Origin of the sequence: Enterococcus canis NBRC 100695 (assembly GCF_001544375.1) — a bacterium.
GTDB lineage: Bacteria > Bacillota > Bacilli > Lactobacillales > Enterococcaceae > Enterococcus_H > Enterococcus_H canis.
This window is the reverse complement of sequence record NZ_BCQJ01000001.1, coordinates 559,960-572,135: the sequence shown is the minus strand read 5'-3', so window position 1 is coordinate 572,135 and position 12,176 is coordinate 559,960. Positions and strand designations below refer to the sequence as shown.

The 12,176-nt window shown below is 43.0% G+C and carries 15 protein-coding genes; 12 read left to right on the top strand and 3 right to left on the bottom strand.

Translation table 11 applies throughout. The features are described from left to right. Window positions 1-54 precede the first annotated feature (54 nt). The 5 genes from ECA01S_RS02880 to ECA01S_RS02860 are packed head-to-tail and all read left to right on the top strand — an operon-like array spanning window position 55 to window position 2,927. Window positions 55-588, top strand: coding sequence for a 5-formyltetrahydrofolate cyclo-ligase (locus tag ECA01S_RS02880; RefSeq protein ID WP_245631190.1), 534 nt, complete (start codon window positions 55-57; stop codon window positions 586-588). Window positions 589-597: 9 nt separating this feature from the next. Next, a complete protein-coding gene (locus ECA01S_RS02875; RefSeq protein ID WP_067390763.1) occupies window positions 598-1,317 on the top strand; it encodes a rhomboid family intramembrane serine protease in 720 nt (239 codons plus the stop codon). A gap of 20 nt (window positions 1,318-1,337) precedes the next feature. Beyond that, entirely contained in the window at window positions 1,338-1,565 is a 228-nt protein-coding gene (locus tag ECA01S_RS02870; RefSeq protein ID WP_067390760.1) for a YqgQ family protein, read from the top strand. Beyond that, window positions 1,550-2,512 (top strand): ROK family glucokinase, encoded by a 963-nt coding sequence (locus ECA01S_RS02865; protein WP_067390757.1) that lies wholly within the window; start codon window positions 1,550-1,552, stop codon window positions 2,510-2,512. The genes ECA01S_RS02870 and ECA01S_RS02865 overlap by 16 nt, the downstream gene beginning before the upstream one ends. 25 nt (window positions 2,513-2,537) lie before the next feature. After that, complete coding sequence (locus tag ECA01S_RS02860; RefSeq protein ID WP_067390754.1) at window positions 2,538-2,927, top strand: rhodanese-like domain-containing protein; 390 nt, start codon at window positions 2,538-2,540, stop codon at window positions 2,925-2,927. 195 nt (window positions 2,928-3,122) lie between these two features. On the opposite strand, the gene ECA01S_RS02855 is transcribed toward ECA01S_RS02860, so the two are convergent. Further along, window positions 3,123-3,848, bottom strand: coding sequence for an AAA family ATPase (locus tag ECA01S_RS02855; protein WP_082703225.1), 726 nt, complete (start codon window positions 3,846-3,848; stop codon window positions 3,123-3,125). 449 nt (window positions 3,849-4,297) lie between these two features. On the opposite strand from ECA01S_RS02855, the gene ECA01S_RS02850 reads away from it, so the two are divergent. Then, window positions 4,298-4,651, top strand: coding sequence for a DUF488 domain-containing protein (locus tag ECA01S_RS02850; RefSeq protein WP_067390751.1), 354 nt, complete (start codon window positions 4,298-4,300; stop codon window positions 4,649-4,651). Between the two features lie 63 nt (window positions 4,652-4,714). Here the strand turns inward: ECA01S_RS02850 and ECA01S_RS13845 are convergent, their stop codons facing one another. Continuing rightward, on the bottom strand, window positions 4,715-4,882 hold the full coding sequence (locus ECA01S_RS13845; protein WP_071858933.1) for a DUF3042 family protein: 168 nt from the start codon (window positions 4,880-4,882) through the stop codon (window positions 4,715-4,717). A 135-nt stretch (window positions 4,883-5,017) separates the two neighbouring features. Here ECA01S_RS13845 and ECA01S_RS02845 point away from each other — a divergent pair, with 135 nt between their 5' ends. The 6 genes from ECA01S_RS02845 (at window position 5,018) to glnA (ending at window position 11,105) form a co-directional block, all read left to right on the top strand. Beyond that, on the top strand, window positions 5,018-5,743 hold the full coding sequence (locus tag ECA01S_RS02845; protein ID WP_067390748.1) for a glycerophosphodiester phosphodiesterase: 726 nt from the start codon (window positions 5,018-5,020) through the stop codon (window positions 5,741-5,743). A 1-nt stretch (window position 5,744) separates the two neighbouring features. Further along, window positions 5,745-6,665: a tRNA (adenosine(37)-N6)-dimethylallyltransferase MiaA gene (gene miaA / locus ECA01S_RS02840; RefSeq protein WP_067390745.1), complete on the top strand. Its 921-nt coding sequence runs from the start codon at window positions 5,745-5,747 to the stop codon at window positions 6,663-6,665. Further along, window positions 6,658-7,896, top strand: coding sequence for a GTPase HflX (hflX, locus tag ECA01S_RS02835; RefSeq protein ID WP_067390742.1), 1,239 nt, complete (start codon window positions 6,658-6,660; stop codon window positions 7,894-7,896). Before miaA ends, hflX begins: the two co-directional genes overlap by 8 nt. Continuing rightward, on the top strand, window positions 7,880-9,133 hold the full coding sequence (locus tag ECA01S_RS02830; RefSeq protein ID WP_067390739.1) for a methionine gamma-lyase family protein: 1,254 nt from the start codon (window positions 7,880-7,882) through the stop codon (window positions 9,131-9,133). Before hflX ends, ECA01S_RS02830 begins: the two co-directional genes overlap by 17 nt. 225 nt (window positions 9,134-9,358) lie before the next feature. Beyond that, the gene (locus ECA01S_RS02825) at window positions 9,359-9,730 is read left to right on the top strand and encodes a MerR family transcriptional regulator (protein WP_067390736.1); all 372 of its coding nucleotides are present in this window, start codon (window positions 9,359-9,361) and stop codon (window positions 9,728-9,730) included. Window positions 9,731-9,764: 34 nt separating this feature from the next. Next, entirely contained in the window at window positions 9,765-11,105 is a 1,341-nt protein-coding gene (gene glnA, locus ECA01S_RS02820; protein ID WP_067390733.1) for a type I glutamate--ammonia ligase, read from the top strand. A 79-nt stretch (window positions 11,106-11,184) separates the two neighbouring features. On the opposite strand, the gene ECA01S_RS02815 is transcribed toward glnA, so the two are convergent. Beyond that, on the bottom strand, window positions 11,185-11,886 hold the full coding sequence (locus ECA01S_RS02815) for a hypothetical protein (RefSeq protein ID WP_067390730.1): 702 nt from the start codon (window positions 11,884-11,886) through the stop codon (window positions 11,185-11,187). Between the last annotated feature and the right edge of the window lie 290 nt (window positions 11,887-12,176).

Below are 12,176 nucleotides of genomic sequence, written 5' to 3'. Positions count from 1 at the left end.
TTGTATTTAAGCGAGGCTTTCGGTAAAATGGCTAATAGGTTGGAGGCGGTGACTTTGAAAAAAGAATTACGACAGCGAACGCTGGCTCGCTTGCAAGAGTTGGCAGCTTCAGATAAAAAAGTCTTACGAGAAGAGGAGATTTTAGCGGAATTATTTGATTCTTCTTTATGGGCGAATGCCCAGACCGTGGCGACGATTTTACCATTGCCCTTGGAATTCGATACGGAAAAGGTATTACGTCAAGGTTGGCAAGAAGGTAAACGAATGGTAACGCCTAAAAGTTTACCTGAACGTAAACTGGCTTTTCACAAGACTACGGCGGATACAGAGCGGATCGTTACCAACTTTGGTGTTTTTGAACCCGCTATTGAAGCCTTAGTGGAAAAAAAGGAGATTGATTTAATCTTAGTACCAGGACTGGTTTTTCGTCATGATGGCTATCGTATTGGCTTTGGTGGCGGCTTTTATGACCGTTATTTAGCGGATTTTCAGGGGCAAACGGCTAGCTTGGTTTTTTCCGAACAGATGGATGAAGATTGGCAGCCGCAGGCATTTGATATTCCCGTGGCACGGCTATTCATAGGATAGGAGGATGTTATGAATTATCAAACACAAATGAAAGTTAAACGCTGGCTGCGTAAGCCATTAGTAATGTATGCGTTTCTTGGGATTCAAACCATTGTCTTTATATTGATGACGGTCTCGGAAACCTTTGGCTCAGGTTTATTAAGTAATCAAATCGTGGGCTGGGGCGCAATGTTCAAGCCGTATGTCGTAATGGACCATGAATATTGGCGTTTTATTACGCCGATTTTTATTCACTTTGGGATTGCCCACTTTGCTTTAAACTCGATCACGTTGTATTATCTTGGTTCCCAAATTGAAACAGTTTTCGGTCATTGGCGTTTCTTTTTGATTTATCTCGGTGGTGGCATCTTGGGGAATGCCGTTAGCTTTGCTTTTGGGCAAGCCAATGCGATTTCAGCTGGGGCTAGTACTTCACTCTTTGGTCTATTTGGTGCTTTCGTCGTTATCGGCTACCATTTTCGCCATAATCCCGCCATTGCCCAAATGGCTCGGCAGTATTTTATGCTAATCCTGTTGAACCTTGGTTTTAACCTCTTTATGCCTTCTATTGATATCTTAGGCCACATTGGCGGAGTCTTCGGTGGGGCGCTGGTTGCTAACGTTTTAGGGGTGCAATCTGGCCAAGGTGATTTTACCATCCACGACAAAATTATTGGGACGGTGCTTTTTATATTTATTCTGGTAATCTGTCTGATACTGGGTTTTAAAAAGTATGGTTTCCCTGTATAATGAACAAGGAAGTGCGATAAATGGAAACACTTTATGATGTACAGCAACTGCTGAAACAATTTGGCATTATTGTCTATGTCGGAGCGCGTATCTACGACATTGAATTGATGCAGATTGAGTTGAAGGGGTTGTATGATGGTCGGGTGATTGACCGGGATACCTATTTACGGGCGCGCCAGGTGCTGACACGCGAACATCGGATCGAAGAAAGCAAGCAAAGTGAGGACGGAACATGGACAGAAAGTTGATTGGGATTGACCTAGGCGGTACTACGATTAAATTTGCAATCTTGACAGAAGATGGTGAGATCCAACAAAAATGGAGTATCGAGACAAATATCTTGGAAGACGGGCGTCATATTGTACCAGATATCATCGCCTCTATTAAACACCGTTTAGATCTGTATGACATGGATAAAGAAGATTTTGTCGGCATTGGCATGGGGTCACCAGGATCGGTGGATATCGCAGCCGGAACTGTAATTGGTGCTTATAATCTGAATTGGACAGAATTACAACCTGTCAAAGAGACTATCGAAAGAGAATTGGGTATTCCTTTTGCCATTGATAATGACGCGAACGTAGCGGCACTTGGCGAACGTTGGAAAGGTGCCGGTGAAAATGAAGATGATGTTATCTTTATCACCTTAGGGACTGGTGTTGGTGGCGGTATTGTCGCTGCTGGTCAGCTTTTACACGGCGCAGCTGGCTGTGCTGGTGAAATTGGTCACGTAACTGTTGATCCTAATGGCTTTGAATGTACCTGCGGGAAACGCGGTTGTTTAGAAACCGTTGCTTCAGCAACTGGTGTTGTACGGGTCGCACGTCAACTATCTGAAGAATATGCCGGCCCATCTGATTTGAAATCACGCTTAGATGACGGGGAAGATATCAGCAGTAAAGATGTATTCGACGCTGCGCAAGCAGATGATCCATTTGCTTTACGGGTGGTTGACCGAGTATGCTTCTTCTTAGGACTAGCAGTCGGTAATCTAGGCAACACGTTAAACCCAACGCATATCGTCATTGGCGGTGGCGTTTCGGCAGCCGGTGAATTTTTACGCAGCCGGGTCCAAACTTATTTTGAACAATTTACGTTCCCGCAAGTACGTAACAGCACACACGTAAAATTAGCGGAACTAGGCAATGAAGCTGGCGTAATTGGTGCAGCCTCATTAGCACGACAATTTGCATAAGCAGTAGAAGGGATGTTTCAACGAAATGTTTTGGTGGATTATCAACGGAATTTTACTTGCGTTTTTCTTAGGACTATTTTTAAACTGGGCGTTTATCCAAATCATGGCACGACGCGCAGCCAAGATCATTAAAGAAGACGAATTCAAAGAAGGTATGCGGACAGCCCAAGTGATTGATGTTCGTGAAAAAGATAGTTTTGATGCCGGTCATATTTTAGGTGCCCGCAATATGCCCTATTCTTTATTCAAACAATCAATTGGCGGTTTACGCAAAGATCGTCCGGTTTACTTGTATGATCAAAAGAAAGCTTTAAGCGCCCGAGCCGCAAATATTTTGCGTAAAAATGGGTTTAAAGACGTCTATATCCTAAAAGAAGGCTATGATGGCTGGAGCGGTAAAACGAAACGTAAATAAGCATTTTTAAAGAGGCCTGCTTAGCAGGTCTCTTTTTTGGTGGCTTTCGGCTTTTTGAAATATAGTAGTTATCTTCAATAACAAATTTAAGAAGTGCAGGATTTTGGTATATTGGTAAAGCGATGTGGGAACTTCATATTCTTTTATATATAAGGTACAAAGAGGTTCTTTATCCTGCTTTTTGCTCTTTAATGGTTAATCATTAAAAAGATTGTGGAAGAACTGTTCCCGGTTTTCCAAAATCATCTTGGTTGTTTGGTAAGGTGGCGTGTCTTCGTAGTCAATTATTTCTATTTCTTCGGCATCAAAAGAATAAATAGTAGCATTCGGCATTGCCAGTAGAATTGGTGAATGGGTTGCAATGATAAGCTGGGAATTATTTTGGCTTAATTCCCCTAATAGTGCTAAAAGTGCTAGCTGTCGTTGAGGTGATAAAGCAGCTTCAGGCTCATCTAATAAATAAAGGCCATTACCACGAAAACGATATTTTATTAAGTTTAGAAAACTCTCTCCATGGGATTGTGTGTGTAAAGAGGTTTCTCCAAATTCAGAATAGTCATCAAAAGTTTCCTCAACATAAGTCGCAACATTAAAGAAACTTTCGGCTCGTAAAAAGAAGGTGTCTCGTGCTGGTAGACCGCTTTTATGCAAAACTAAGTAATCTGCTAAATTAGAATAGTTCTCGGCAGTAGAAAAATTGTAGTTTTTGCTGCCGCCTTCTGGGTTAATGCCGAAATTTATGGCAATTGCCTCTAATAGTGTACTTTTACCAGACCCGTTTTCGCCTATCAGAAAAGTTATATTACGATCAAAGTTCAATTTTGTTAAATTCCGGATTGGGGCAATTTGACGGAAATAATCCCCACCAGCAAGAGAAGATTTTAAATGTAGTCCTTTTATGTAAATACCATCTTGAATCAAGCGATTCCCTCCTAGAAAATGTCAGCCGTTTATTTTTTTGGTCTAAATACAAAGCATTAAAATTTTGTTTTTTGATTTTGTAAAAGAAGACAGTAGATGCTAGTAGATGCTAGTAGATTTAGTATAACATTGGCGCTGGGATGCTGAGACAAAATATTAAAAGGGAAAGGACATCTATCAAAATTAAATTTCCTAATGCAAAGATTACGTTAAAGTTAAAAATAATTCTCTAAGGGATAGTTGAAGAGGCTTTTGGTAATGGAAAGGTTGAAAGGTTCCGTGTTCTAGCGAAGATGTGCTGGGAACATTTTTGAATACTCTCCGTTGTGGGGCACTCTATTTGTTACGGTTTGACTGGTAAAAGGATCGGCACTTTAGTAGTTTGGATTGATTTTCTTTTTCAAAAAGCTGGATATTTTGTACAATGAAAAAGAAGGGAAGTGGATGTCATGTTTCAAGTGAAGCGTATTTACGAAGCGGTTAGTCCTGAGGATGGTTATCGGGTGTTGGTAGATCGTATTTGGCCACGAGGCGAGTCGAAAGAGAAGGCACATTTGGATCTTTGGCTGAAGGAGGTTGCGCCAGATACAGAGCTAAGAAAATGGTTTGGACATGATCCAGAAAAATTTGCGGCCTTTAAGGAAAAGTACACGGCCTCTTTGGCAACCGATCCTGAGAAAAAGGCCGCCTTTGCACAGCTTCAAGAAATCGGTCAAACCCATTCTAAGGTGACGCTTTTATATAGCGCAAAAGATGAAGTTCATAACAATGCGGATGTGTTGCTGGAATTATTGACAGAATAAAAACCTGAACCGGCGTGACAGGCTCACAAGACGCCTGTCAAACGGGTTCAGGTTTTTTAATGATTAGCGGGCTACGCGTTTACGCATGGCTTTTTTGCGATTTTCTTCGATCATATTTTCCTTTTGATCGATGGGGTCAATCACGGTTTTCTTCACGCCAGCAACGAAGGCCGCCACCGTAGCAGCAGTAACTGCTGTCCCAATCAACATACCAGATAAGAATTTTTTCATAGGATATCCCTCATTTCTAAAAAATACTTTACACTTCTTTATTATGGAACAAAAGCTGAAAAAACGCTAGTCATAAGAACACGCTATAACACAGTTAGTGAAAGTGGTACAATAAACAAGATTGGAGTGACGACAATGACAAGTATCTTTGCCCACCGTGGCAGTAAAGGAACGCATCCTGAAAATACTTTACCGGCTTTTGCAGAAGCGGTGCGCGTCGGCAGTGACGGTATTGAATTAGATGTCCATTTATCCAAAGATGGCGAAATGATTATTATGCATGATGAACAAGTGGATCGCACCACTAATGGTACGGGGGAAATCCAAAGCTTCACTTTGAGCGAGTTGAAGCAACTAGATGCTGGCAGCTGGTTTGATCCTAGCTTTGCCGGTACACGGATTCCGACCTTGCAGGAAGTGACGTTACTTTTAAAAGAAAAAGACTACCGAGGTACGCTGAATATTGAAATCAAAACTGATGAGATTCAGTATCCGCAAATCGAGGCTAAAATTGTGGCTTGGATGACCAGTCAGGAGTGGTCATTTACCTATATTTACTCCAGCTTCCACTTTCCAAGTCTAGAAATTGTTCAGACGCTAGCACCAGAAATTCCCAAAGCATACATTATGGGTGTTTCGGAGAAAAAGGTGGCTAAAGCTTTGGCGACTGATTTTATTAGTGCCTTCCATCCTAAAATCGACTGGGTCATCACGCATCAGGATGAGTTAGCAAACTATCCTAAAATGATTCGGCCCTGGACGGTAAATAGTGATGAGGACATGGAGTTGGCGTTTCAATTAGGCTTGACGGGGATCCATACTGATTATCCAGCTAAAGCGCAAAGGCTGCGGGGACGTTAATATGAAAAAAGTTGTCGCAATCGTTGGTCCAACAGCTGTTGGAAAAACAGCCTTAAGTATTCAGTTGGCACAACGCTTTCAGGGAGAAATCATCAGCGGAGATTCGATGCAGGTCTACCGTACGCTGGACATCGGCACGGCTAAAGCAACCCCCGCAGAGCAAGCGCAGGCTCCTCATCATCTGATTGATATCCGTGAGCTTACAGCACAATACTCAGCGGCTGATTTTCAAAAAGCAGGCCGACAATTGATTGAAGAAATCCACGCCCGCGGGCACCTGCCGATTGTCGTGGGCGGGACGGGTTTATATATTCAAGCTCTCTTAATGGATTATGATTTAGGCGGACCACCAGCCGAAGATAGCGATTTAAGAATGCGTCTAACCGCAGAAGCTGAAGCGATTGGGCCAGAAGCTATGTGGCAACGACTTGCAGAAGTTGATCCCCAGGCAGCAGCTAAAATCCATTTTAATAATAGTCGCAAAGTCGTGCGGGCGCTGGAAGTCTTTTTGACTACTGGTCGGAGTATCGTGCAAGCGCCGCCGTCCTTTCTTTATGACGCGAAAATCATTGGCTTAACGACGGAACGGGAAGTCTTGTATCAACGAATCAATCAACGGGTTGATTTGATGGTGACCCAAGGACTCTTGGCGGAAGCCGAAAAAATGGTTCAATATCCCGAGAGTCAAGCAGCCCAGGCAATTGGTTATAAGGAATTCTTTCCTTATTTTGCCGGAGAAATAGCCCTAACAGACGCAATTGAACAAGTAAAACAAGATTCCCGCCGGTATGCTAAGCGGCAATTAACCTGGTTTCGCAATCGCTTGCCCGTCGAGTGGTGGGACTTGGTTCAACAACCAACAGCCATGACCGCGCTAGAAGCAGAGATTGCCGTCTGGTTGGAGAGGAGTAAATATGACTGAAAAAGTGATTTTGGTAGGCGTGGAAACGGAGGATAATTATCCGATTTTCACCGATACAATGTATGAATTGAAAAGTTTAACGGAAACGGCTCACGGCGAAGTCGTGTTCCAATTAGAGCAAAAGCGTCCCCAGGTAGATCGCCAGTCAGTAATTGGCAAGGGAAAGTTAGTTGAGCTGGCGCAGCTAGTTGATGCTTATGAAGCAGATTTAGTAATTTTTAATCACGAATTGACACCACGGCAATCGCAGATTATTAGCGAAGCGGTGGGAATCGCCGTGATTGACCGCGTTCAGTTGATTTTAGATATTTTTGCCTTACGGGCACGTTCTCGTGAAGGTAAGCTGCAAGTCGAACTGGCCCAATTGAATTATTTGTTGCCGCGTTTAGTTGGACAAGGAAAAGCGTTAAGCCGTTTAGGCGGGGGCATTGGTACCCGGGGACCGGGGGAAACCAAACTGGAAACTGACCGCCGTCACATTCGCCGCAAAATTACGTTGATTAAACTGGAATTGAAGGAAGTTGCGGAGCATCGCGAACGTAGTCGCCAAAAACGTCAACAGTCGGATTTGTTCCAAATCGGTTTGATTGGTTACACCAATGCAGGGAAATCGACTATTTTAAACTTATTGACCTCAGCAGACACCTATTCGCAAGATCAACTGTTTGCGACATTGGATCCTTTGACAAAACGGTGGCAGCTACCGCAAGGCATGGTGGTAACGGTGACGGATACGGTGGGCTTTATGCAGCAGTTACCCACGCAGTTGATTGAAGCATTCCAATCGACGTTAGAAGAAAGTCGCAACATGGATCTCTTATTACATGTAGTGGATGCCAGCGCCAGTGATCGTTTGAATCAAGAGCGTACCGTGATTAAGTTAATGGAGGATCTCGGAATGGCCCAGATTCCTGTGTTGACTGTTTATACGAAGGCTGACCGTCTAGACGCTAATGAGTTTGTCCCAACGCTTTTCCCTAATGTACTAATTAATGCCAAGAGTACTCAAGGCAAAGAAGCCTTGACGAAAGCAGTTCGCCGTACACTAATGGAGCAATTAGCCCCTTATGAGCGTTTGGTGCCTGCCAATCAAGGACAAATCTTAAGTGAATTGAAGCGGCAAACGCTATTGCTGACAGAGGATTATCAAGAAGCAGAAAATGCCTATTTAGTAAAAGGCTTTGCTAAAAAAGAGTCAAAATGGGGGAACGAACATGAGTTGGACGAATGAACTACATCCTGATCTAGTGGCAAAAATCAATCAAGTAGACGGGAAAATCACGAAGCGTTTCCAGCAAGTACAGGAAATTGCCTTATTCAATCAAGATAAAGTATTGAAAGCTTTTCGGCATCAACAGGTTTCAGAAAGTCACTTTCTACCATCTACGGGCTATGGCTATGATGATTTAGGCCGTGATGCATTGGAAAAGGTCTATGCAGAAGTTTTTAGTGCTGAGGCGGCTTTAGTCCGTCCACAGATCGTCTCAGGAACCCATGCCATTGCCACGGCACTTTTTGGTATTTTACGACCTGGTGATGACTTGCTGTATATTACGGGAACACCTTACGACACCTTGTTAGAAGTCATTGGTATTGCTGGAAACGGCATTGGTTCTTTGAAGGAGTACCAAATTGGCTACGATGAAGTAGCGCTGACTGAAGCTGGACAAGTAGATTTTGAAGGAATCAAGCAAAAGCTGACGCCTAAGACCAAGGTTGTGGCGATTCAACGATCTCGGGGTTATGCTCAGCGTCCTTCTTATACAATCCAACAAATCAAAGAAATGATTCAATACGTCAAAACCTTGGCGCCAGAAGTCGTCGTTTTTGTCGATAATTGTTATGGCGAATTTGCCGAGATGTTAGAGCCCACAGATGTTGGTGCTGATATTATGGCTGGTTCCCTCATTAAAAATCCTGGTGGCGGGATTGCCAAGACTGGTGGCTATCTAGCCGGCAAACAAGAATGGATTGACCGCTGTGCATACCGTCTAACTACTCCTGGGGTGGGCGCAGAAGGTGGTGCAATGCTAGGTACCGTAGCGGATATGCTGCAAGGCTTCTTTTTAGCCCCACATGTAGTGAGTCAAGCCATCCAAGGTGCCATTTTTACCGCAGCGCTGTTAGCGGCTCATGAGGTTAACTCGACACCTGCTTGGGATGATCCACGCACGGATTTGATTCAAATGGTTGAGCTTGGTAGCGCTGAGGCGATGGTTACCTTCTGTCAAGCTATTCAGCGTTTTTCACCAGTAGATGCCCATGTTGCGCCAATCCCTGCTTATATGCCGGGATATGAAGATGACATCATCATGGCAGCTGGTACCTTTGTGCAAGGAGCTAGTATTGAACTTTCGGCAGACGGTCCGATTCGGGCACCGTATATCGTCTATATTCAAGGTGGACTGACCTACGAACACGTCAAATTGGCTGTGGCACATGCCGTAAATGACGTCTTTTATCAATAAATGAATAAACCGTACGATTTGATGTTGTTATAATCTATCGTACGGTTTATTTTTTATTTTGAAAAAATAGTCAAAATCATGCATGAAGTTTATAAATCGTGAAGACTATTATCAAAGGATTTACAAGGTGGCTTTGACGTTTATGTCATAAAATCTAACATATGCTATTGACAAGAAAACGAATGATTGGTATGCTATGGTCAAGTTTTGAGAGGAGGCTGTGAGATGCGCGAAAAAGAACTGCGTCGATCCATGTCAGTTTTTCCAATTGGTACAGTTATGAAACTGACTGATTTGACTGCTCGGCAAATTCGCTATTATGAAGAACAAGACTTGATTCATCCGGAACGAAGTGAAGGAAATCGGCGGATGTATTCCTTGAATGATATTGATGTCCTATTGGAAATCAAAGATTATCTTTCAGAGGGGCTGAATATGGCGGGAATCAAGCATGTTTATGAAATGCGTCTACAAAAACCGCAGCTTGCCACACCGCTGACGGACGAAGATGTCCGCCGCATCCTCTATGACGAAATATCGGCCCAAGGCGGGCTGCAAAACCGCAATCCATTCCAATCGAATGGCACACACCTGTAGATTGTTAAAAAATGAAGATAAGGGAAGGGATAACATGGCAAAGAAGAATTACACCGCTGAAGACATTCATCGTATCGCAGAAGAGGAGAACGTCCGCTTTTTACGTTTGATGTTTACGGACATCATGGGCACGATCAAAAACGTAGAAGTACCTGTTAGTCAATTGGAAAAAGTTCTAGAAAACAAAATGATGTTTGATGGTTCCTCCATCGAAGGCTTCGTCCGCATCGAAGAAAGCGACATGTATCTTTACCCTGATATCAATACTTGGATGATTTTCCCTTGGGAAAGCGACCATGGCAAAGTGGCTCGCTTGATCTGTGATATTTATAATCCAGACGGCACGCCGTTTGCTGGCGACCCTCGTGGTAATTTGAAGCGTGCGTTAAAAGATATGCGTGAGTTGGGCTTCTCGAAGTTTAACTTAGGACCAGAGCCGGAATTCTTCTTATTCAAGCTAGACGAAGATGGTGAGATTACCATGGACTTAAACGATAAAGGCGGCTACTTTGATTTTGCCCCAACTGACTTAGGTGAAAATTGCCGTCGTGATATCGTGTTAGAGTTAGAAAGTTTAGGCTTTGAGGTAGAAGCTTCTCACCATGAAGTTGCGCCAGGGCAACACGAAATTGACTTTAAATACAGCGATGTAGTGGATGCTTGTGATGATATCCAAACCTTTAAATTAGTAGTGAAGACCATTGCCCGTAAGCACGGCTTGCACGCAACCTTTATGCCAAAACCATTGTTCGGGATCAACGGTTCCGGTATGCACTGTAATATGTCTTTATTTACCGATGAAGGCAATGCCTTCTATGATGAAAATGGACCTTTACAATTAAGTCAAACAGCCTATCATTTCTTAGGCGGCCTGCTGAAACACGCACGTGCCTATACCGCTGTCTGCAACCCAACCGTCAACTCCTACAAACGTTTGGTGCCTGGCTATGAAGCACCCGTATATGTTGCTTGGAGCGGGCGCAACCGTTCACCGTTAGTCCGTGTGCCAGAATCTCGCGGCTTATCAACTCGTTTAGAATTACGTTCCGTTGACCCATCTGCGAACCCTTATCTCGCAATGGCTGTCCTTTTACAAGCTGGACTTGACGGTATTCGTAATGAATTAACACCACCACCAGCTGTGGACCGCAATATCTATGTGATGAACGAAGAAGAACGGGAAGCGGCGCAAATCTATGACTTGCCATCAACGATCCACAATGCTATTAAAGAATTGCGCAAAGATGAAGTGATGAAAGATGCCCTTGGAGCGCATATCTACACCAACTTTGTAGAAGCAAAGCGGATGGAATGGGCAGCCTTCCGTCAAACTGTTTCTGAGTGGGAAAGAGAACAATATTTAGAATTGTATTAAAAACAGAAAACAAGCCGTCAGAGAAGTAACGCTCTGGCGGCTTGTTTTTTGATAGAAGTGCTAGCAATCAACATTCTATTTACTCTTTTTCATCCGGGATGAGGATGAACTCTTCATAAAGTCCTGGATCATCTACGGGAAAGGCAATAGCCACGTATCCTTGGTTTGTGGTGTACAGATAACTATCGCGGCGATTTGTAGCATTAAATAGACTGAAGAATAGTGTAGTTACATCATCATAAGAACGCCCGTCATGTGAGTAGATTTCTAACATGGTATTTACTTTCACCGTCTTCTCGCCATTACCTACAATGACACGTATCTCCTTAGTAGGTTTGCTATGGAGGGAGAAGGACTGATTGACTTGGTACTCTTTGTATTGGTCTTTAGGAGTGAAATATTTGTCGTATCTCACATCGATAATTCTTGGGTCGTTACCTAGAGAAACCCAAGCATCCGTCGTACTAAATGATGAAGTATAAAAACTGTTAGGTTTTAATCTAACAGCATATGGAAAATCATTGGGAGAGGGAGTTTCACTAGTAATAGCCTCTTCACAAGATGTTGTAGTACTTGAAACACTTGTCTCGGGAATACTGGTAGTGCTTGCAGACGTTTCGGTAGTACCGGAAAGTAGTTGACTGCTTTGGGTTGTTTCTTCCTCGGAAGAAGTAAAGAATTGTGTTGCAATAAACCCTAGTAAAACAAGAATAAGAACAACTAGCACAAGTATGACTATAAGTAGTCTATTTGTTTTAAGGGATTGATTTTGATTTCGCATCTTTATAACCTCCTTTTCTATATTTTACTACAAAATAGACCTCCACATAAGTCAAGAAAGGGGCATGAGAGGGAGCTGCTCATTTGCTGAGTTAAGACTTTTTACTTGGTTTTCAACTAGGGTTGGGACACTAGATAGAAGTGTTGATAAAACTTTTTTTCACAAAATATTCTATAAAAATAGTGGTTGGTGAATACCACTCTTACTTTTGCCAGGATTATCTGCAACAAGGCATGACTTGCTTTTTTACTATGAATCATTTGCGGAATCGCTATAACTTTGTGAAACTT

Bases quoted from the DNA above. Each gene is read 5' to 3' on its own strand.
- ECA01S_RS13845 (WP_071858933.1), bottom strand. From the start codon at position 4,882: ATGAAAAAATTCTTATCTGGTATGTTGATTGGGACAGCAGTTACTGCT.
- ECA01S_RS02865 (WP_067390757.1), top strand. From the start codon at position 1,550: ATGGACAGAAAGTTGATTGGGATTGACCTAGGCGGTACTACGATTAAA.
- ECA01S_RS02860 (WP_067390754.1), top strand. From the start codon at position 2,538: ATGTTTTGGTGGATTATCAACGGAATTTTACTTGCGTTTTTCTTAGGA.
- ECA01S_RS02850 (WP_067390751.1), top strand. From the start codon at position 4,298: ATGTTTCAAGTGAAGCGTATTTACGAAGCGGTTAGTCCTGAGGATGGT.
- ECA01S_RS02870 (WP_067390760.1), top strand. From the start codon at position 1,338: ATGGAAACACTTTATGATGTACAGCAACTGCTGAAACAATTTGGCATT.
- hflX (WP_067390742.1), top strand. From the start codon at position 6,658: ATGACTGAAAAAGTGATTTTGGTAGGCGTGGAAACGGAGGATAATTAT.
- ECA01S_RS02845 (WP_067390748.1), top strand. From the start codon at position 5,018: ATGACAAGTATCTTTGCCCACCGTGGCAGTAAAGGAACGCATCCTGAA.
- ECA01S_RS02825 (WP_067390736.1), top strand. From the start codon at position 9,359: ATGCGCGAAAAAGAACTGCGTCGATCCATGTCAGTTTTTCCAATTGGT.
- ECA01S_RS02830 (WP_067390739.1), top strand. From the start codon at position 7,880: ATGAGTTGGACGAATGAACTACATCCTGATCTAGTGGCAAAAATCAAT.
- miaA (WP_067390745.1), top strand. From the start codon at position 5,745: ATGAAAAAAGTTGTCGCAATCGTTGGTCCAACAGCTGTTGGAAAAACA.
- glnA (WP_067390733.1), top strand. From the start codon at position 9,765: ATGGCAAAGAAGAATTACACCGCTGAAGACATTCATCGTATCGCAGAA.
- ECA01S_RS02875 (WP_067390763.1), top strand. From the start codon at position 598: ATGAATTATCAAACACAAATGAAAGTTAAACGCTGGCTGCGTAAGCCA.
- ECA01S_RS02815 (WP_067390730.1), bottom strand. From the start codon at position 11,886: ATGCGAAATCAAAATCAATCCCTTAAAACAAATAGACTACTTATAGTC.